At 67.7% G+C, this 20,502-nt stretch carries 18 protein-coding genes; 12 read left to right on the top strand and 6 right to left on the bottom strand.

Going from position 1 to position 20,502, the window contains the following annotated elements:
- Positions 1-15 precede the first annotated feature (15 nt).
- The gene (locus KHO18_RS04075; protein ID WP_144197025.1) at positions 16-1,332 is read left to right on the top strand and encodes a DUF1254 domain-containing protein; all 1,317 of its coding nucleotides are present in this window, start codon (positions 16-18) and stop codon (positions 1,330-1,332) included.
- Positions 1,329-2,306: a Bug family tripartite tricarboxylate transporter substrate binding protein gene (locus KHO18_RS04070; RefSeq protein WP_144197024.1), complete on the top strand. Its 978-nt coding sequence runs from the start codon at positions 1,329-1,331 to the stop codon at positions 2,304-2,306. Before KHO18_RS04075 ends, KHO18_RS04070 begins: the two co-directional genes overlap by 4 nt.
- Positions 2,307-2,309: 3 nt before the next feature.
- Here the strand turns inward: KHO18_RS04070 and yddG are convergent, their stop codons facing one another.
- The gene (gene yddG, locus KHO18_RS04065; protein WP_144197023.1) at positions 2,310-3,230 is read right to left on the bottom strand and encodes an aromatic amino acid DMT transporter YddG; all 921 of its coding nucleotides are present in this window, start codon (positions 3,228-3,230) and stop codon (positions 2,310-2,312) included.
- Between the two features lie 171 nt (positions 3,231-3,401).
- On the opposite strand from yddG, the gene KHO18_RS04060 reads away from it, so the two are divergent.
- The 3 genes from KHO18_RS04060 to KHO18_RS04050 all read left to right on the top strand — a co-directional run bounded on the left by KHO18_RS04060 (position 3,402) and on the right by KHO18_RS04050 (position 6,611).
- Positions 3,402-4,361, top strand: a complete 960-nt coding sequence (locus tag KHO18_RS04060; protein WP_144197022.1) for a Bug family tripartite tricarboxylate transporter substrate binding protein — start codon at positions 3,402-3,404, stop codon at positions 4,359-4,361.
- A 275-nt stretch (positions 4,362-4,636) separates the two neighbouring features.
- Positions 4,637-5,098: a tripartite tricarboxylate transporter TctB family protein gene (locus KHO18_RS04055; protein ID WP_144197168.1), complete on the top strand. Its 462-nt coding sequence runs from the start codon at positions 4,637-4,639 to the stop codon at positions 5,096-5,098.
- Between the two features lie 10 nt (positions 5,099-5,108).
- Positions 5,109-6,611, top strand: coding sequence for a tripartite tricarboxylate transporter permease (locus KHO18_RS04050; protein WP_144197021.1), 1,503 nt, complete (start codon positions 5,109-5,111; stop codon positions 6,609-6,611).
- Positions 6,612-6,650: 39 nt separating this feature from the next.
- Here KHO18_RS04050 and KHO18_RS04045 read toward each other — a convergent pair whose 3' ends face one another.
- Together KHO18_RS04045 and KHO18_RS04040 are read right to left on the bottom strand one after the other, a co-directional pair.
- The gene (locus KHO18_RS04045; protein WP_211942803.1) at positions 6,651-7,553 is read right to left on the bottom strand and encodes a ketopantoate reductase family protein; all 903 of its coding nucleotides are present in this window, start codon (positions 7,551-7,553) and stop codon (positions 6,651-6,653) included.
- 58 nt (positions 7,554-7,611) lie between these two features.
- On the bottom strand, positions 7,612-8,382 hold the full coding sequence (locus tag KHO18_RS04040; protein WP_144197019.1) for an alpha/beta fold hydrolase: 771 nt from the start codon (positions 8,380-8,382) through the stop codon (positions 7,612-7,614).
- A 396-nt stretch (positions 8,383-8,778) separates the two neighbouring features.
- Here KHO18_RS04040 and KHO18_RS04035 point away from each other — a divergent pair, with 396 nt between their 5' ends.
- A complete protein-coding gene (locus KHO18_RS04035) occupies positions 8,779-9,681 on the top strand; it encodes a LysR family transcriptional regulator (RefSeq protein ID WP_092297325.1) in 903 nt (300 codons plus the stop codon).
- A gap of 9 nt (positions 9,682-9,690) precedes the next feature.
- On the opposite strand, the gene KHO18_RS04030 is transcribed toward KHO18_RS04035, so the two are convergent.
- On the bottom strand, positions 9,691-11,223 hold the full coding sequence (locus tag KHO18_RS04030) for a class I adenylate-forming enzyme family protein (RefSeq protein ID WP_144197018.1): 1,533 nt from the start codon (positions 11,221-11,223) through the stop codon (positions 9,691-9,693).
- A gap of 99 nt (positions 11,224-11,322) precedes the next feature.
- Entirely contained in the window at positions 11,323-12,489 is a 1,167-nt protein-coding gene (locus tag KHO18_RS04025) for an acyl-CoA dehydrogenase family protein (protein WP_144197017.1), read from the bottom strand.
- A 236-nt stretch (positions 12,490-12,725) separates the two neighbouring features.
- Here KHO18_RS04025 and KHO18_RS04020 point away from each other — a divergent pair, with 236 nt between their 5' ends.
- The 5 genes from KHO18_RS04020 (at position 12,726) to KHO18_RS04000 (ending at position 18,830) form a co-directional block, all read left to right on the top strand.
- Entirely contained in the window at positions 12,726-14,057 is a 1,332-nt protein-coding gene (locus tag KHO18_RS04020) for an acetyl-CoA hydrolase/transferase family protein (RefSeq protein WP_144197016.1), read from the top strand.
- 65 nt (positions 14,058-14,122) lie between these two features.
- Positions 14,123-15,331: an acetyl-CoA C-acetyltransferase gene (locus KHO18_RS04015; protein ID WP_211942802.1), complete on the top strand. Its 1,209-nt coding sequence runs from the start codon at positions 14,123-14,125 to the stop codon at positions 15,329-15,331.
- Between the two features lie 26 nt (positions 15,332-15,357).
- Positions 15,358-16,344, top strand: coding sequence for a Bug family tripartite tricarboxylate transporter substrate binding protein (locus KHO18_RS04010; protein ID WP_144197014.1), 987 nt, complete (start codon positions 15,358-15,360; stop codon positions 16,342-16,344).
- A 27-nt stretch (positions 16,345-16,371) separates the two neighbouring features.
- Positions 16,372-17,529: an acyl-CoA dehydrogenase family protein gene (locus KHO18_RS04005; RefSeq protein ID WP_144197013.1), complete on the top strand. Its 1,158-nt coding sequence runs from the start codon at positions 16,372-16,374 to the stop codon at positions 17,527-17,529.
- 5 nt (positions 17,530-17,534) lie between these two features.
- Positions 17,535-18,830, top strand: coding sequence for a CaiB/BaiF CoA transferase family protein (locus KHO18_RS04000; protein WP_144197012.1), 1,296 nt, complete (start codon positions 17,535-17,537; stop codon positions 18,828-18,830).
- A gap of 23 nt (positions 18,831-18,853) precedes the next feature.
- Here KHO18_RS04000 and KHO18_RS03995 read toward each other — a convergent pair whose 3' ends face one another.
- The gene (locus KHO18_RS03995; protein WP_144197011.1) at positions 18,854-19,318 is read right to left on the bottom strand and encodes a RidA family protein; all 465 of its coding nucleotides are present in this window, start codon (positions 19,316-19,318) and stop codon (positions 18,854-18,856) included.
- A gap of 234 nt (positions 19,319-19,552) precedes the next feature.
- On the opposite strand from KHO18_RS03995, the gene KHO18_RS03990 reads away from it, so the two are divergent.
- Entirely contained in the window at positions 19,553-20,497 is a 945-nt protein-coding gene (locus tag KHO18_RS03990) for a hypothetical protein (RefSeq protein ID WP_211942801.1), read from the top strand.
- Positions 20,498-20,502: the final 5 nt, after the last annotated feature.

Here is a 20,502-nt window from a genome sequence, read left to right as displayed (position 1 = left end):
AAGACAGGAGACACCATGCCCCAAGAGAAAGCCGGTACACCCGCGCTGGCGCGCGATGCCGTGATCTACACGCTGCCGCTGTACGAGATGGCGCGCATGCGCGCGGCCACGTGCCCGCGACGCAACCGCGCAGGCAACTTCGCCGGAGACGGCCCCGCGTCCACGCTACGCTGGATCAACCACCTGATCCACACGCGCGCGCTGCTGGGCCCGCAGCACCGTCAGGTCGTCACGCCGAACAACGACACGCTCTACACCAACGCGTGGCTCGATCTGTCGCAGGGGCCGGTCGTGCTGCATGTGCCGGACTTCAACGGGCGCTATTACGTGCTGGGCCTGCTCGACTTCTACACGAACCCGTTCGGCTATATCGGCAGCCGCACCACGGGCACGGCGGCGGGGCGTTTCCTGCTGCACGGGCCATCGTGGCGTGGCGAAATGCCGGCGGACATGCACGCCGTGCCTTGCCCGACCGATGCGGTCTGGATGATCGGCCGCCTGCTGGTGGATGGTGATGCGGACCTCCCGGTGGTGCACGCGCTGCAGGACGCCATCCACCTGACCACGCTCGATGGCGCCGACGCTGCGCGGCCGTTCGACACCGGCATGCATCCGGGCGAGCAACTCGGCGATCCACAGCGCTTTGCCGAGGTGGTCGCCCGGGCGCTGCGCGAGAACCCGCCGCCCGCCGCCGAAGCTGGGCGGGTGGGCAGCTTCGCCAGCGTCGGCCTCGGTCCGGATGTCGTGCCCAGCGCCAGCCAGCGCGAAATCCTGGGCGCGGCGCTGCACGACGTGTTAGAGGCGCTGGCAGTGCCCCAGTCGTCCGACATGGGCGGCGGCTGGGCGATGTCCGTCGAGGTCCGCGAATCCTATGGCGGGAACTTCGCTCAGCGTGCGCACGTGGCGCGCAACTATATCGGCGCATTGGGCGTGCAGGAGGCGATGTACGTGATTGCGGACCGCAGCGGCGATGGCGAGCCGCTCGACGGCCGGCACGGATACCGGCTCGACTTCCCCGCCGACAATCCGCCACAGGTGGGCGCCTTCTGGTCCCTCACGATGTACGACAAGCAGGACTGCATGCTCGTACCGAACGCGATTGACCGCTATTCGCTGGGCGACCGCTCGGCGTCGCTCCAGCGTGGTGCCGATGGCAGCCTCACGCTCTGGCTTTCCGCGCAGCCTCCGGCCGATCCGGCATTGCACGGAAACTGGCTGCCGGCGCCGCCGGGGCCGTTCTACGTGGCGTTGCGGCTCTACGTGCCGCAGGCCGCCCACCTCGACAGGACCTACCGGTATCCGGTCATCCAGCGCACGGGAGGTGCCGCATGACGCCGCAACAACGCATACGCCGCCGCCTGCTTGGCGCCATGGCCCTGGCGGGCGTGGCGCCGGCCGCGTTCGCGGAGACCTACCCCGCCAGGCCGGTGCGGCTGATCTCGCCCTACGGGGCCGGCGGGTCCAACGACACCTCGGCCCGCGTGCTGGCCGAGGCGTTGAGCCGCAAGTACGGCCAGCAGGTGGTGGTGGAAAACAAGCCCGGCGCCGGCACGCGGCTGGCCAGCGAGACGGTGGCCCATGCCGCGCCTGACGGCTATACCCTGCTCTGGGCCGCCGCGCCGTTCGCCATCAACACGGGCGCGGGACTCGCGCAGCGGTTCGACATCCACAAGGATTTCGTCGCCGTGGGGCCGCGCGTGCTTGGGCCGATCTTCCTGATCGTCAACGCGAATTCGCCGGTCAAGACGGTGGCGGACTTCGTCAAGATGGCCCAGAAGAAGCCCGATGGCGTGACGTTCGCCTCGCCCGGTATCGGCTCCGGCCCGCACCTGACGGCCGAACTGTTCGCGCAGCAGGCCAGGTTCAAGGCGCTGAACGTGCACTATCGCGGCGACGCCACCGCCTACACGGAGCTGCTGGCCGGCCGCGTGGATGCCACGCTGACCGCGATCACCACGGCGCTGCCGTTCATCCAGACAGGCAAGCTGCGCGTGATTGCCGTGGCGGCAGAAGCCCGCACGCCGGTCTATCGTGACGCGCCGACGTTTGCCGAGCAGGGCGTGCCCGGCGTGGTGGGGCACGGCTGGTTCGGGATAGTCGCCCCGGCGCGCACACCGGTCGGCATCGTCCAGCAGGTGAATCGGGATGCGACGCAGGCACTGGGCGAACCGGAGATCGTCAAGCGGCTGCTGGCGCTCGGCCTGCAACCGGTGCCCGGCACCAGCACTGATTTTGCCGGATTCATCGACAGCGAAGTGGCCAAGTGGGGCGCGTTGGTGAAGGCACGGGGGATTGTGCTGGAGTAACGCTTACTCCTGCTGGGGCGCGCGGGGCGTGTGCCGCCCGCGCGTAGCCAGCCAGCATAGGACAGAGCCGCCGCAGACCATCGACGCGCCCTGCCAGAACGAGAAGGAAAGCGGCGTTTGCAGCAGTGCCGCAGCCAGCGCGGCCGAGAGCACCGGAATGAAGTACGAGGCGCCGGCCAGCACCGTCACATTGCCATGCAGGATGCCGACGTTCCACGCCGCATAGCCAAAGCCCATCGCGCAGGCCGCCAGCGCCAGGTAGATGCAGCCGGCATAGCTGAACACCATGGTCTCGCCGTGTGTGAACAGGTACTTGCCCCACAGGGTGAGCGCCGTCAGCATGAAAAACAGCGTGATGGCGTTCTTGCCTTGCGCGATGCGGCTGGTCACCGTGCAATAGCCGGCCCAGATCACGGCGCCGGCGAACGCCAGGCCATAGCTGAGCGGGTTGTCCTGCACGTTGCGCGCCATGCCGCCCAGATCCCAGCCCTGCTCGCCGCCGAGCACCGACGCAATGCCCAGGATCGCCATCAGGAAGCCCGGCACGATCAGCCAGTTGGCGCGCTGACGGTTGAAGAGGATGGCGGCCAGCATCGTGAAGCTTGGCCAGAGATAGTTGACCATGCCGACCTCGATGGCCTGCCTGCCGCTGTTGGCATAGCCGATGGACAGCGACAGGCACAGCTCGTACGAAACGAACAGCAGGCTGCCCCAGATCAGGTAGGCACGCGGCAGCGCGCGGATGCTGACGGCGCCGACGGAGAGCCACAGCAGCCCCGAGGCCACCGTGTAGATCAGCGCCGCCCCGCCGGTGGCGCCAAAGCTCTGGCTGACGCCCCGGATCAGGCCGACGATCGAACTCCAGAGGAGGATCGCGACCAGCCCGATCAGCGTGGCCTGCTTTCTGCTATGCGTGACTGCCATGTGCTCGGATACGACAATGTGGACGGTAGGAGCGGCATTCTAATCGGCCCGGGCCAGGGCCTGCCGAATTTGGCCGACTGGCTGGGGACGTGGGGGCATGGGGCGTAGAATCTCGCCCGTAGACGCCATCGAGAGACGTCACGTCATTGCCCATTGTTTGAGGAGATTCAGTTGAAGCCGTCGCGCACCACCCTTGTGGCCCTGCTGCTGGGCATCGCCAGCACCGCCCACGCCGCCTATCCGGACCGTCCCATCAAGCTGATCGTGCCCTTCCCGCCCGGACAGGCCACCGACATCTTCGCGCGCGCCCTGGCCGAGAGGCTCGGCAAGCAGCTCGGCCAGTCCATCGTGGTGGAAAACCGCGCCGGCGCCGGCGGCAATATCGGCATGGAAGTCGCCGCGAAGGCCCCGGCCGATGGCTACACACTGGTCATGGGCGGCAGCGCGATGGCCATCAACCAGACGCTCTACAAGAAGATCAACTACGATCCGCGCCAGGACTTCGCGCCGGTCTCCGGGGTGTTCTCGGTGCCGCTGGTCTTCCTGGCCACGCCGCAATCGGGCTTCCAGTCCTTGCATGCGCTGATTGCCAAGGCCAAGGCGGCACCGGGCAAGTACAGCTATGCCAGCGCCGGCATCGGCGGCACGCAGCACCTGTCCGCAGAAATGCTCAAGGCGCAGACCGGCGTGTTCATCGTGCATATTCCGTACAAGGGCAGCGGCCCGGCGCAGGCGGACTTCCTGGGCAACCAGATCCCGCTGATGGTGGATTCCGTGACCGCCGCCATGCCACTGATCCAGTCCGGCAAGGCCGTGGCGCTGGCCGTGACCACGGCGAAGCGCGTGCCCCAGCTGCAGCAGGTGCCAACCGTGCGCGAAGAAGGCGTGCCGGGCTTCGAAGCGCTGGGGTGGGCGGTGATGATGGCGCCGGCGGGCACGCCGCCGGCCATCGTCAACCAGCTCAACGCGGAGACGGTGAAGGCGCTGCAATCGCCGGAACTGCGCAAGTTCATCACCGACCGTGGCTCCGAGCCAATGCCGATGACCCCGGCCGAAACCGGCAAGTTCATCGACAGCGAGATCAAGAAGTGGTCGACGGTGGTGAAGCGGTCGGGGGCCACGGCGGACTGAAGGCCGTCGCCGGCTGACGGCGCCCCCCTCCCAAATCCAGGCAATCGCCCGGCAGTCATCAAGGCTGCCGGGCGATTTTCATTGTGGCGCGCCGGCCACCGCAACGAATACTACCCCCATCGCTGCCCTCCACGGATTTCTAGGGGATAACCCTTGTCTTCATCAAAATACATCACAACATGATGTATCTTTCGGAACTCCAAAAACAGAGTCGGTTGTGTCGGCGCCTTGCGCGCCGTCCGATCCGCGCGCCCCCAAGGAGACCTCGCATGCGCATACGCATACGCAAGCAGACAGATCTACTTTCAGGGCTGATGTTCGTCGTCGTCGGACTCAGCTTTTCCTTCGTTGCCCGTGGCTATTCCATGGGCACGGCCGCCAAGATGGGGCCGGGCTACTTCCCGTTCTGGCTCGGCATCGTGCTGGCGCTGCTCGGCGCCGTGGTGGCAGCCGGGTCCATGTCTCGCGAAGGCGAAGCGGATAGCATGGCGCGCTGGGACATCAAGACGCTGCTGTGGATCCTGGGTTCCGTGGTCCTGTTCGGCCTGCTGCTGAAGCCGCTCGGCATGGTGCTGTCCGTGCTGGCGCTGGTGCTTGTCTCGTCGATGGCCAGCCATGAGTTCACTTGGAGGGGTGCCGCGCTCAATGCGGTGGTCCTCGTGGCGATCAGTACCGTGGCGTTTGTCTACGGCATCAACCTGCAGATGCCGGTGTGGCCGGCGTTCCTGACCAACTAGGAGTGATGGAATGGAGTTGCTCAGTCATCTCGCGCTCGGATTTTCCACGGCGCTCTCGCTACAGAACGTGGCCTATGCCTTCCTGGGCTGTGTGCTGGGAACGCTGATCGGCGTGCTGCCCGGCCTGGGGCCGCTGGCGACCATCGCCATGCTGCTGCCCATCACCTACACGCTCCCGCCAGTGGCCGCGCTGATCATGCTGGCCGGCATCTACTACGGCGCGCAGTACGGCGGTTCCACCACCGCTATCCTGGTCAACCTGCCGGGCGAATCGTCAGCCGTGGTGACCACGCTGGACGGTTACCAGATGGCGCGCCGTGGCCGTGCCGGCGTGGCGCTGGCCACCGCCGGGCTCGGCTCTTTCTTCGCGGGTAGCGTCGCCACGCTGATCCTGGCCGCGTTTGCCACGCCGCTCTCCGAGCTGGCGTTCAAGTTCGGGCCGGCGGAGTACTTCTCGCTGATGGTGCTCGGTCTGATCGGCGCCGTGGTGTTGGCGTCGGGATCGCTCGTCAAGGCAGTGGCCATGATCGTCCTTGGCCTGCTGCTCGGCCTGGTTGGCACGGACGTCAACTCCGGCGCCGCGCGGTTTTCGTTCGATGTGCCGGAACTGACCGACGGCATCAGCATTACTGCGCTGGCAATGGGCCTGTTCGGCTTTGCCGAAATCATCGCCAACCTGGAGCAGAAGGAACACCGCGAGACCTTCACGGACCGCGTCACCGGACTCTTCCCGAGCCGGGAGGACTTCCGGCGCATGATCCCGGCGGTGCTGCGCGGCACCATGCTCGGCTCGGCGCTAGGCATCCTGCCGGGCGGCGGTGCCTCGCTGGCCTCGTTCGCGGCGTACTCGCTGGAGAAGAAGACGTCGAAATACGCCCATGAGTTTGGCAAGGGCGCCATCGAAGGCGTGGCGGGTCCGGAATCGGCCAACAACGCTGCGGCGCAGACGTCCTTCATCCCGCTGCTGACGCTGGGTATTCCGCCCAACGCCGTGATGGCGCTGATGGTGGGCGCGATGACCATCCACAACATCCAGCCCGGCCCGCAGGTGATGACCAGTAACCCGGCGCTGTTCTGGGGCCTGATTGCCTCCATGTGGATCGGCAACCTGATGCTGGTGGTGCTGAACCTGCCGCTGATCGGCGTCTGGGTCAAGCTCCTGACGGTGCCGTATCGCTTCCTTTATCCGGCCATTCTCGTGTTCTGCAGCATCGGGGTCTACTCGGTCAACAACACGGTGTTCGATGTCTTCGCGGCAGCCGCTTGCGGCCTCATCGGCTATGTGTTCCATAAGCTGAAGTGCGAGCCGGCGCCGCTGCTGCTCGGCTTCGTGCTCGGGCCGATGATGGAGGAGAATTTCCGGCGCACCTTGCTGCTGTCGCGCGGTGACTACACGGTGTTCACGACGCGTCCGCTGTCGCTTGGCCTGCTGATGGCGGCCGCGGCGCTGGTGGCCGTGGTGGCGCTGCCCGCGATCAAGGCCAAGCGCGAGGAGGCATTCCAGGAGGAGTGAGGCCAAGCGCGGCGGCGCCATCGGGCGCCGCCGCGCTGGTTATTTCTGGCGGTACTGGTTTTCCAGCAGCGCCACCAGCGCGACGATCAGCTGGTTGGCCGGCGTTGGCACGCCCCGCGCGTTGCCACGACGGACGATGGCGCCATTGAGGGCCGTGATCTCGCTGGCGCGGCCCCGGGCGAAGTCCTGCGCCATCGACGAGTACTGGCCAAGAGGGATGGTGCGGCGAATCCGTTCGAGCTGGCTGGCCGCATCGAGGTCGATATCGACGCCTTCGGCGCGCGCCACGGCGAGGCACTCCGCGATGAGGTTGCGCATCGCTTCCTCGGCGGACGCCACGCCGCGAATCTCGCCGTAAGGCAGATTGACGATCGCGGACAAGGCGTTGTACGCGCAGTTCAGGATCAGCTTTTCCCAGAGCGCGCTGGCCACATTGGCCGAGACAATCGTTGGCACGCCGGCGTCGTGGAACAGGCGCGCCACCAGCTCGCTGCCCTGCTCCGGCCCGATCACCAGGTCACCCCGGCCGTGATGCCGGAGGTGCCCATCGCCGGCCATCTCGCTGGCGACGTAGACGGCGGCAGGAATCACGGGGCGTGCCAACGCCGCCTCCAGCCGATCCGCATTGTCGATGCCGTTCTGCAGGGACACAATCAGCGCTTCGCGCTTGAGGTGGCCGCGGATCTCGTCGGCAACCTGCTCCGTGTCAACGGATTTCACGCAGACCAGCACGATATCGGCGTCCTCCACGGCCGCCGCATGGGGGCTTGCCGCGACGCTCACCTGTTCATCGAACTGTAGCGACTCGAATCGAAGGCCGCGCGCCTGGATGGCATCGACATGCCGCGGCCTGCCGATCAGCACCACGTCCTGACCGGCCCGCGCCAGCATCCCGCCATAGAAGCAGCCCACCGCACCTGCGCCAATCACCGCGATTTTCATTTGATGTTCCTCGCATTGCTTGGAATTGCCTGCGCGGCGGAGTGCCTTGCCGCGCGCCTTACTGCCGCTGCACCGTCTGCACGGCGTCAAGAATGACCTTCGCCACCTCGGCCGGCCGCGACTGCTGCGGCACGTGGCTGGTCGGCAGCGTGGTCACCTTCGCGCCGATCTTGCTGGCCATCTCGCGCTCCAGCGCCGGGGGGATCATCCGGTCGTTCTGGCTGACGATGTACCAGGAGGGCCGCGTCTTCCATGCCGCAACGGTGGTCTTCTCGCCAAACGCCTTCGCCTGGATCGGGCCCTGCGTGGCGGCCATGACCCGTGCCTGGGCGGCCGGCACGTCCTGCGCGAAATCGCTGGCCAGCGCGTCGGGCGGCAACGACAGGTAGCCCTCCGCATCGGCCACGAGCTTGCCGATACCCGGCGCCGGCGGGTGAGCCTTGCCCACTTCCTCCGTGGACTGCCCCGCATCCGGTGCGAAGGCGGCCACGTAGACGAGCGCGGAGACCTTGTCGGCGGCGCCCGCCTCGGTAATCACCGTGCCGCCCCACGAATGGCCCACCAGCACGACCTTGCCCGGCTGGTTGTTGATGGCGCGGCGCGTGGCCGCCACGTCATCGCCCAGCGAATTGAGCCCGTTCTGCACGGCCTGCACCTTGATGCCCTTTGCCTGCAACAGCGGAATCACCTTGGCCCAGTCCGAGCCATCGGCAAACGCGCCGTGCACGATCACGACCGAGGTGGGGGCCTTCTCTGCTGCGTAGGCGGCCGAGCCGGCCGAGAAAGCGAGGGCCGCGACGGCCAGCGATGCAAGCGTGCGATTCAACATGTCGATCCTTTCAATGGGTGATGGGACACAGGAGACGGGCTGTGCGTGACGGCCGCCTGCCCTGCATGGATTGAAGCGCCGCCATGTATCGCCCCGATGTGATGAATGCGTGGATCGGTATGCCCATGTATCGGCGCCCACCCCGGATACAAACCGATACAAAGGCGCCGGGGGCCAGTCCCGATCTACAGCGAGCCGGATGCTACCGGAATCCGCCGCGCGATGCGCTGAAGCCCCTCCCGCAGCCGGCATCCCGCAAAAGGTGCCTGACCTGCTGCGCCATACTGCAAGGCAGAACAAGCCTTCCATGCCTTTGCAATAGGCCGGCTGCAAGCGCAAAATCCCCCCAATTCATCTTTTCATTCCCGGGCGCTTCCCGCCTCCGCGAACCCACTCGTGCGCTTTGATCTCGTCGACCTGAAACTCTTCACGCATATCGCGGAGGCCAGCAGCCTCACTCGCGGCGCCGAACGTTCTCATCTCTCGCTCGCGGCTGCCAGCACCCGGATCAAGAATCTGGAGGAACACGTGGGCGTGAAGCTGCTCAGCCGGAGCAGTCATGGCGTGAAGGTCACCGGCGCGGGGGAAACGCTGCTGGCCCATGCACGGCGCGTGATCCGCCAGCTGGAACAGCTCAGTGGCGACCTTCAGGAATACGCATCCGGCGTGAAAGGCCACGTGCGGGTGTTCGCCAATACCACGGCGATGAGCGAGTACCTGCCGGCCGTGCTGCGGACCTATCTGGTGAATCATCCGGACGTGACGATCGACATGCAGGAGCGCCTGAGCCCGCACATTCTGCGTGCGGTGCAGGAAGGCGCCGTCGATATCGGCATCGTCGCGGGGAATCTCCGTGCCGAAGGGGTGGAGATGATGCCCTACCGGAATGACCGCCTCGTGCTGGCGGTGGCACTCAGCCACCCGCTGGCGCAGCGCAAGCGCGTGGGGTTCATCGAGGCGTTGAAGTACGACATCATCGGCCTGCCCGAGGCCAGCGCCATCCACACCTTCCTGCAAGGCGCCGCCGCTGACCTCCAGCGCTCGCTGCGCTGGCGGGTGCAGGTCAGCAATTTCGAGACGGCCTGCCGGATGATCGAGGCGAACGTGGGCATCGGCGTGCTGCCGGAGAGCACGGCCGTCCGGCACGCCAAGTCGATGGCGCTGAGCATCGTCCAGCTTGAGGACGACTGGGCGGAGCGCCGCCTCCAGATCTGCGTGGCGGATCTGGCGGCGCTGCCGCTGTTCGCCCGCAAGCTGGTGGATCTGCTGGTCGAGGACGGCCAGGGCCGCCAGGACTAGGCGAAGAAGTTACCCCTGCCCGGCCAGCATTTCCCGCAGCTGGTGCTTGAGCAGCTTGCCGCTGGCCGTCTTCGGAATCGCCCCCAGCCGCAGGTAGCGCTCCGGCCGCTTGTAGGGCGACAGCCGGTCCATCACGAAGGCACGCAGCGCGTCCGCGTCGAAGCTCTCCCCCTCCTTGATCTCGACGAAGGCCACCACTTCCTCGTTGCCGTCCGACGTCGGCACGCCAACCACCGCCGACACCAGCACCGCCGGATGGGCGTTGAGCACCGACTCCACCTCGATCGGGTAGACATTGAAGCCCGAGCGGATGATCAGGTCCTTGGTCCGGCCGACGATGTATAGCGCGCCGTCCGGCCCGAGCCGGCCGATATCGCCGGTATTGAGCCAGCCGTCCTCGCTGATGACCTGCCTGGTCAGTTCCGGCGCGAGATAGTAGCCAAGCATGACACCCGGCCCCCGGACCCAGATTTCGCCCGGCGTGCCCGTCTCCACCGGCTGGCCATCCGCGCCGATCAGCCGCACTTCGGCCCCTTCCACGATCTCCCCCGCCGCGCAATCGGTGCGCGGGCGATCCATATGCGTGACGAACAGCGAACCGGCGTACTCGGTCATGCCATAGCCGTGATGCAGCGGCTGGCCGAACATGCCCTCCACTTCCTGCTTGAGCGTCGGGTCGAGTGGACCGCCACCCGTGTACAAATAGCGCAGCCGGGTGGAGGCCAGCCGCTGCACGCCGGCCGCCCGCAGATGGGCGAGGATGCGGTGGAACATCGTCGGCACGCCCTGCAGGATGGAAATCGCGCCGGCTTCGATGGCCTGCGTCACATCCGCCGCATTGAAGCGGGACGACAGGTACAGGCTGGCGCCCGCCTGGAAGGTGGCGAGCAGCACCGTGCCCATGCCGAAGATGTGCGACATCGGCATGACCGCGTAGGCGCAGTCGTCCGGCACCATGCGCCGCGACGCCACGGTGACCCGCGCGAAGTGCAGCAGGCCGCGATGCGACACCATCACCCCCTTCGGCTGACCGGTGGTGCCCGAGGTGTAGATCAGCGCCGCCACTTCCTGCGCCAGTGCCTCAGGCACGCGCTCGCTGGTCGGGTCCACCGCGCCGGCCATCAGCGGGCCCAGGCCCGGCGGCGCGGTTTCCCGGGCGCGGTAGGTCACGCCGTGCCGCAGGGCATCGGGCGAGGCGCCGTGCGTGAACAGCATCAGCCGGGGCCGGCAATGCGCGCGGATGACCTCCACCTCCCGCTCGGACAGCCGCGCATTGACCACCACCGGCCACGCGCCGATCTCCGACAGCGCGAACAGCAGCGTCACCACGGACAGCGAGTTCTCGGCGACGATCATCACCCGGTCGCCGCCGGCCACGCCCTGCGTGCGCAGGTACTGCTGCGCGGCCTCGATATCGGCCCAGAGTTCGCCATAAGACACGGCGCGCCCTTCCTCCACCACCGCCGGGCGGTCAGGCGTGGCGAGCGCCCAGTGACGGGGGATGTCGCTGATGCGTTGGGCGGGGGTTCGGTCCGAACACATGTCTGGGTCTTCCTCGATCAATGAAGGCTGGCTTTGGCTTGAGTGCCGCCAGTGTAGGGGCGGTGCATCTGGCGTGCAACGGACAAGGTCGATTGCCGCTCAGAACGAGCGCGGCAGGCCCAGGATGTGCTCCGCCACATAGGAGTAGATCAGGTTCGTGGAGATCGGCGCCACCTGATAGAGGCGCGTCTCGCGGAACTTGCGCTCGATGTCGTACTCGCAGGCGAAGCCGAAGCCGCCGTGGAACTGCAGGCAGACATTGGCTGCCTCCCAGCTCGCCTTGGCGGCGAGGTACTTGGCCATATTGGCCTGCGCGCCCATCGCCGCGTGCGCGTCGTACAGCTCGCACGCCTTCCAGCGCATCAGGTTGGCGGCTTCCAGTTCGATGAACGACTCGGCAATCGGGAACTGCACGCCCTGATTGCGGCCGATGGGCCGGTCGAAGACCTGGCGCTCGGTCACGTACTTGGTCACGCGGTCCATGAACCAGTAGCCGTCGCCGATGCACTCGGCGGCGATCAGCGTGCGCTCGGCGTTCAGGCCGTCGAGGATGTACTTGAAGCCCTTGCCTTCCTCGCCAATCAGGTTTTCCTCGGGAATCTCCAGATCCTCGAAGAACAGCTCGTTGGTCTCGTGGTTGACCATGTTCGGGATCGGGCGCACCACCATGCCCTTCTTCTGGGCCTCGTGCAGGTCCACCAGGAAGATCGACATGCCCTCGCTCTTCTTCTTCACCTCGTCCAGCGGCGTGGTGCGGGCCAGCAGGATCATGAAGTCGCTGTGCTGCACGCGGCTGATCCACACCTTCTGGCCGTTGACCACGTAGCGGCCGTCCTTCTTGATGGCCCGGGTCTTGATCTTGGTGGTATCCGTGCCGGTGGTCGGCTCGGTCACGCCCATGGACTGCAGGCGCCACTCGCCCGAGGCGATCTTCGGCAGGTATTTCTGCTTCTGCGCGTCCGAGCCATGGCGCAGCAGCGTGCCCATGTTGTACATCTGGCCGTGGCAGGCACCCGAGTTGCCGCCGCAGCGGTTGATCTCCTCCATAATCACCGAAGCTTCCGTCAGGCCGAGCCCCGAGCCGCCGTACTCCTGCGGAATCAGCGCCGCCAGCCAGCCGGCGTCGGTCAGCGCATTGACGAAGGCTTCCGGGTAGCCCCGCTGCTCGTCGATCTTGCGGAAGTACTCGTCGGGAAACGCCGCACAGAGGCTGCGCACGGCGTCCCGGATTTCCTGGAAGTTATTCGATTGGGTCTGTTCGATCATGGCGCGTCTCCCGCTTTTGTTGGCGTTGCCATGCTCGCCAGGTTTGCCGTGTGGCGCAATCAACGTTTGCGGAACCGGGCCTTTGCCGGAGCAGAAGACAGCCCGCCAGGCCGCGCCGGGAGGCTGATTTCGCAACAGGCGAAGTCCACCATTGGCATTCTCAAATAGCGCCGACGCGCAAATGCCAACATGCTCCAGCCCATACCCAAAAATGACAAACAGGAGACACGCCGGACATGGATGCCCACTCGCTGGCCGCCGCGCTGCGCGCCCTGATCCGCCCCGGCGACCGCATCTGGTGGGGCCAGGCCACCGCCGAGCCGCTTACGCTCACGCGGGCGCTGGTCGCCCATCGCCACGCCATCGCCCAGGGCGGGCGGCTGGGTGTCTTTGTCGGCATCGGCCAGTCAGACACACTGCAGCCGGACCAGTCCGATGTGATCGACTTCTTCGGCTACGCCGCCAGCGGCCCGCACCGCCAGCTGGCGCGCGCCGGCCTGCTGGACATCGTGCCGAGCCATTACTCGCACCTGCCCGGGCTGATCCGGGCCGGCACGCTGCCGGTGGACGTGGCGCTGGTGCAGGTCTCCCCGGCTGACGCCGAGGGCCGCCATAGCCTCGGGCTGGTGCACGAATATCTCCCCGCCGTGCTGGACCGGGCGCGCGTGATCATCGCCGAGGTCAACCCGGACATCCCGTGGACCCATGGCAGCCACTACCTGACCGCCGCTGACATCGCCCTGACCGTCGATGCGCAATTTGGCCCGATCGACCTCGAACGCGGCGCCCCCTCGGAAGTGGAACTGGCGATTGCCCGCCACATCGCCGGCCGGATCGAGGACGGCGCCACCCTGCAGATGGGCATCGGCAACCTGCCCGAAGCGGTGCTGGCGGCGCTGCACGGCCACCGTGACCTGGGGCTGCACAGCGGCGCCGTGGGCGACGGCATGGTGGCGCTGGCCGAGTCCGGCGCGCTGACGCACGCACGCAAGACCGTCGATACCGGCATCGGCATCGGCGGCATCCTGATGGGCAGCGCGCGCCTGCGCCGCTGGGCGCATCGCAACCCGCTGTTGCAGCTGCGCGAAACCACCTACACCCACGACCCCGAGGTGCTGGCGCGCCAGCACAAGCTGGCGGCCATCAACGGCGCCATCGAGGTGGACCTGACCGGCCAGATCAATGCCGAGGTGGCCGGCGGCGTCTACATGGGCGCCGTGGGCGGCGCCGCGGACTTCCTGCGCGGTGCCGCGCGCAGCCACGGCGGCCTGCCGATCATCGCGCTGCCGGCCACCGCGAAAGGAGCCACCACCATGGGCGCCACCACCAAGGGCGCCAGCCGCATCGTCGCGCAGTTGTCCGGCCCGGTCAGCACGGCCAGATCGGACGCCGGGCTGATCGTCACCGAATACGGCGTGGCCGACCTGCGCGGGCTGCCCCTGTCGCGCCGCGTGCGCCGCATGATCGACATCGCCGCACCGGAACACCGCGAGGCGCTGGACCGCCAGGCCCACGCCCTGCTGCGCCAGTGCGGCGCCGCTTTCGTCACCGTGCCGGCCGCCGCCTGATTGCTATCGATTGCTATCGATTCCCACCGATTTCCATCCCAGACCAGATTCACAGGAGACTCCCCATGCGCAGAGCCGCAATCGTTACCCCCGTCCGCACCCCGGTTGGCACCTTCGGCGGCAGCCTGCGCCCGGTGCCCGTCGAGGAACTGGCCGCCACCACCGTCCGTGCCGTGGTGGAGCGCAGCGGCATCGACCCCGCGCGCATCGACGATGTGGTGTTTGCCCAGTCCTACGCCAACAGCGAAGTCCCCTGCGTGGGCCGCTGGGCCGCATTGCAGGCCGGCCTGCCGGTGGAAGTGCCGGGCATGCAGCTGGACCGCCGCTGCGGTGGCGGGCTCCAGGCCGTGGTCACGGCGGCGATGATGGTGCAGAGCGGCGCCGCCGACGTGGTCATTGCGGGCGGCGTGGAGAGCATGAGCAATATCGAGTACTACACCACCGATATGCGCTGGGGCGCGCGCTCGGGCAACGTCCGCTTCTATGACCGGCTCGACCGGGGCCGCGAGCGCTCCCAGCCGGTGTCGCGCTTCGGCGAGATCTCGGGGATGATCGAAACCGCCGAGAACCTGGCGCGTGACTACGGCATCAGCCGCGAAGCCGCGGACGCCTTCGCGCTGCGCAGCCACCAGCGCGCCGCCGCCGCGTGGGAAGCCGGCCGCTTCGACGCCGAGATCGTTCCCGTCTCCGTGCCGCAGCGCAAGGGCGAAGCCCTGCGCTTCGCGCGTGACGAGGGCTATCGCCCCGAATCCACCACCGAATCCCTCGGCAAGCTGCGCGCGCTGATGCCGGGCGGCACCGTGACCGCTGGCAATGCCAGCCAGCAGAACGACGCCTCCGCCGCCTGCCTGATCGTGGCCGAAGACAAGCTGGCCGAACTGGGCCTGACGCCGATGGCCACGCTGGTCGGCTGGGCCGCCGCCGGCTGCGAGCCCTCGCACATGGGCATCGGCCCGGTGCCGGCGGTGAAGAAGCTGCTGGCCCGCCTGAACCTGCGGCTGGACCAGATGGATCTGGTCGAACTCAACGAAGCCTTCGCCTGCCAGGTGCTGGCCGTGCTGAAGGGCTGGGACTGGCAGGACCAGGGCGAGATCGACAGCAAGCTCAACGTCAACGGCTCGGGCATCTCGCTCGGCCATCCGATTGGCGCCACGGGCGTACGCATCCTGACCACGCTGCTGCACGAACTGCAACGCCGGGGCGGCCGCTACGGCCTGGAAACCATGTGCATCGGCGGCGGCCAGGGCATTGCGGCCGTTTTCGAGCGCTACTGACAACAAGAAGGATGAAGGAGACAACCATGCACACATCATTTCGACTTCGACGGACCTTGCTTTCGGGCCTGATCCTTGGCGCCGCCGTGCTGGGCGCGGGCGCCGCCATGGCCCAGTCCAACCCGCCGGTCCGCCTGGTGGTGGGCTACGCGGCCGGCGGCCCGGCTGACCAGGGCGCGCGGCTGTTCGCCGCCGCGCTCGGCAAGGCCCTCAACGCCACGGTGGTGGTGGACAACAAGCCCGGCGCCAACGCCACGCTGGCGGGCAACGAGGTCGTGCGCGCCAAGCCCGACGGCACCACGCTGTGGTTCGCGGCCAGCGCCGCCATCACGGTGGCGCCCAACATCATGAAGCGCATGCCGTTCGACCCGGCCAGGGACCTCACGCCGATCGCGCCGGTGGCGCGCTACTACAACATGCTGGTGGTCAACAACAGCGAGCCGTTCACCTCCACCAAGGAGCTGGTCAGCTACGCCAAGGCGCATCCGGGCAAGCTCAGCTATGGCTCGTCAGGCGTGGGCAGCTCCAACCACGTGGCCGCCGCGCTGTTCGCCCGGCAGGCCAACGTCGAGCTGAACCACATCCCGTACAAGGGCAATGCGCCGGCCATGACGGACACCATCGGCGGCCAGATCGACATGCTGTTCGACATCATCAGCACCGCCAGCGGCTACGTGCACGGCGGCAAGGTCCGCGCCATCGCCGTGGGCTCGCCCAACCGCAGCACGGCGCTGCCCAACGTGCCCACCTTCCGCGAATCCGGCATTGCCGGCCTGAAGGACTACGAGGCCGGCGGCTGGTACGGCATCTACGCGCCCAAGGCCCTGACGCCCGAGGTCGCCCAGAAGCTGACCGCCGCCGTGAAGCACGCCGTGGCCGACCCGGACCTGCGCAAGCGCTACGCCGAACTGGGGTACGAGCAGTGGAACGGCACCACCGAGGATCTCGTCAGCACCGCCGCACGCGAGCGCACCCAATGGGCCAGCGTGCTGCAGGGCGTGACACTTGACTGACCGAGACGAAGCAAAGGACGACCAACCATGATCCGCGATAACGACACCCTCGAAGCCCTGCTAGACAGCGTGCGCCGCTTTGTGCGCGAGCGGCTGGTCCCGGCCGAGGCGCTCGTGGCCGAAACCGACGAAATCCCCCAGGACATCGTGCAGGACATGCGCGAGATGGGCCTGTTCGGCATGACCATCCCCGAACGCTTCGGCGGCCTGGAGCTGACCATGGAGGAAGAGGCCCGCGTGGTGATGGAGCTGTGCCAGACCGCACCGGCCTTTCGCTCGCTGCTGGGCACCACGGTTGGCATCGGCTCGCAGGGCATCCTGATGGATGGCACCCCCGAGCAGCAGGCCGCGTGGCTGCCCCGGCTGGCCACGGGCGAGATCCTCGCCTCCTTCGCGCTGACCGAGCCGGACGCCGGCTCGGACGCCGGCTCGCTGCGCACCACCGCCGTGCGGGATGGCGACGACTACGTGGTCAACGGCACCAAGCGCTTCATCACCAACGCGCCGCAGGCCGGCATGTTCACGCTGATGGCGCGCACCGATCCGTCGATCAAGGGCTCGGCCGGCGTCTCGGCCTTTATTGTCGATGCGAAGACGCCGGGCATCAGCTTCGGCAAGCGCGACGTGAAGATGGGCCAGAAAGGCGCCCACACCTGCGACGTGATCTTCGAGAACGTGCGCGTGCCGGCCGCCAACCTGATCGGGCTCAAGGAAGGCCAGGGCTTCAAGACCGCCATGAAGGTGCTGGACAAGGGCCGCCTGCATATCTCGGCCGTCAGCGTGGGCGTGGCAAAGCGCGTGCTGCGGGATGCGCTCAACTACGCCGTCGAGCGCCAGCAGTTCGGCCAGCCGATCTGCGACTTCCAGCTGATCCAGGCCATGCTGGCAGACAGCCAGGCCGAACTCTACGCCGCCGAGTGCATGGTGATCGACGCCGCACGCCGCCGCGACGAAGGCCGCAACGTCTCCACCGAAGCCTCCTGCTGCAAGCTGTTCGCCACCGAGATGGTGGGCCGCGTGGCAGACCGCGCGGTGCAGATCCTGGGCGGCGCGGGCTATATCGCCGAGTACGGCATCGAGCGCTTCTACCGCGACGTGCGCCTGTTCCGCCTCTACGAAGGCACCACGCAGATCCAGCAGGTCATCATCGCCCGCAACATGATCCGCGACGCGCGCAACGGCTGAGCCCCATGACCACACCCCAAGCCCAAACCCACCCCGACCTGCCCCGCCCGTCCCCGCAGACCGGCGCCCTCAGCCACCTGCGCGTGCTGGACCTCTCGCGCGTGCTCGCCGGCCCCTGGTGCACCCAGAACCTGGCGGACATGGGCGCCGACGTCATCAAGATCGAGAAGCCAGCCGAAGGCGACGACACCCGCCTCTGGGGCCCGCCCTACCTCGCCGGCGATGACGGCCCGACCGCGCAGGCCAGCTACTTCGCGGCGTGCAACCGCAACAAGCGCTCGGTGACCGTGGACATGTCCACGCCCGAGGGCCAGGCCATGATCCGCGAGCTGGCCAAGCAGAGCGACGTGGTGGTCGAGAACTTCAAGACCGGCGGCCTCAAGCGCTACGGGCTCGACTACGAGACCCTGAGCGCGCTGAACCCGCGCCTGATCTACTGCTCGATCACCGGCTTCGGCCAGACCGGCCCGTACGCGGCCCGCCCCGGCTACGACCTGCTGGTGCAGGCCATGAGCGGGCTGATGAGCATCACCGGCCATGCGGACGGCGAGCCCGGCGGCGGCCCGATGAAGGTGGGCGTGGCCGTGATCGACCTGTTCACCGGCATGTACGCCACCACGGCCATCCTCGGCGCGCTGGAAGCCCGCCACCACACCGGGCGCGGCCAGTGCATCGACGTGGCGCTGCTGGACGTGGCCATGGCAGTGCTGGCCAACCAGGGCGCCGGCTTCCTGAACGCGGGCAACGTGCCCACGCGGCAGGGCAATGTGCATCCCAGCGTGGTGCCCTATCAGGACTTCCCGACGGCGGATGGCAACATGCTGCTCGCCATCGGCAACGACGGCCAGTTCGCCCGCTTCTGCGAGGCCGCCGAGGTCGACTGGGCGACGGACGCGCGCTTTGCCACCAACAGCGCCCGCGTGGTCCACCGCAAGACCCTGATTCCGATGATGGTCGCCGTCACGCGCGGCAAGCCCACGAACGACTGGATCCGCCTGCTGGAAGCCAGGTCCGTGCCCTGCGGCCCCATCAACAACGTCGAGCAGGCGTTCGCCGACCCGCACGTGCAGCACCGTGGGCTGCAAATCGAGCAGGCGCGCTACCGCGCCGACGAACCCCGTGCCGGCGACCCGGTCAGCCGCGTGCGCACCACCGCCAGCCCGCTGCGGCTCTCGGACACGCCCACCACGCTGCGCTACGCGCCGCCGGCGCTCGGCCAGCATACGGAAGAGGTCCTGCGCGACTACCTGAAACTCGCCCCGCAGGACGTGGCCGCGCTGCGGGCCAAGGGCGTGGTGTAGCGGCACGCCGACAAAATCCCCGGTCAGGCGCCCTTGACCTGCGCGATCACCACCAGGATCACCGCCGCATTCCCCGGCTGCTGGGTCTGGGAATAGGCGGCGCGGGCATGGCCGGCCTTGTCACCCAGCACCTCGGCGAAGAGGTCGGACGCGCCGTCGAGCACCGCCGGCTGATCGAACGACCCCGGCGCGCTGGTCACATGGCCTTCCAGCCGGACGATGTGGTCGAGCCGCTCGAAGCCGCCCAGATGGGCGTGGATCTGCGCCAGCACGTTCAGCGCGGCCAGCTCGGCCGCCTGCCGGCCCTGCGCCACGGTCAGGTCCTTGCCGACCTGGCCCTGCCAGACCACCTTGCCGTCCTGCAACGGTAGCTGGCCGGAGATAAACAACAGGTCGCCGGCCCGGCTGACGGCGGTATAGCTGCCCAGCGGCTGCGGGGGCGGCGGCAACGTCAGGCCGCGTGCGGCGAGTCTGGATTCGACGGTCATGATCAAGCTCCTATATCGATACAGCGGTTCCTTGGAAGCCACTATAGGAGCGCGCCATGTGCCGATAAACCCGCTGGGCAGAACTTGATTTGATACACGGCGGAACAAGTCCGCCCGGCCGGCCTAGCAAGGCGCACATGCTGATTTGCTTCCGTTCGCCACCGAACACAGAAATGTTTCCTTTGGCATTTTTATCATCTATCCCTGATGAGATTCCCGGCCAAAGGAGCCAGCATGCGCAGATCCACGCCGCTCGGCATGCTGGCCGCCTGCCTGTGCACTTGCCTCGCCGCCTGCTCGCCCTACCTCTACAAGTCCGAAGTCGAGAGCTTCCGCGCCGGGGTCAATGACCTCGCCACGGCCTACCAGTCCGGCACGAAGGGTGTGGCGGCGGAACGGGCTGTCATCCAGCAGACCCAACTGACGCCAACGCGCACGCGCGTGGCGCTGAGCCCCGGATGCGCGCTGCCGGCCACGGTCTCGGCCGCCCCAGCGGCGGACAACACGCTGCCCTGCGCCCTGCAGCCGGCCGACCCCGCGATGGCGCCGCGCCAGTCGGCCCCGCGCGAGTCCACCTCCGCCGCGCCGCTGATCCACGCGCTGCGCGACTACGCCGATGCCCTCGCCGCCATCACCAATGCCCAGGACCAGGAAGCGCTGGAGGCCGCGAATTCCAAGCTGACCGGCTCGCTCGCCGGGCTGGCCAGCACGGCCAAGGTGGGCCTGCCGAACGAGTTCGGCGCGATTGCCGGGCTGGCCTTCAGCGTGGGCGTGGCCACGCTCAACCAGCGGCGCTTCGACATGCTCAAGCGCGGCGTGACCGCCGCCAACGAGCCCGTAGCCGTGCTCGGCGATGCCATGGGGCAGGCGCTGGACACCCTGCGCAAGGCGCGTGCCGACGGGCTGCTGCTGGCGGGCACGACCATGGCCGGCCAGATCAACGCCAGCATGAGCCCGGACGACTACACGGCTGCGCTGACCACCTTGCAGGCGAAGACGGACGCCATCGAAACGCTGAGGCGCACCAACGCGCGCGCGGCGGCTGACGACATGGTCAAGGCGCATGCCGCGCTGGCGCAGGCGCTCAACGACGACACCCGGCAGGTGGCCGCCGTGGTCACCGCCCTGAAGACCTTCCGCGAGAAAGCCCGCGCGGTTCAGGAAGCCTTTGCGAGCTGATCGGA

Source organism: Cupriavidus campinensis (genome assembly GCF_905397395.1).
Lineage (GTDB): Bacteria > Pseudomonadota > Gammaproteobacteria > Burkholderiales > Burkholderiaceae > Cupriavidus > Cupriavidus campinensis.
This window is presented reverse-complemented; position numbering and strand designations above follow the sequence as displayed.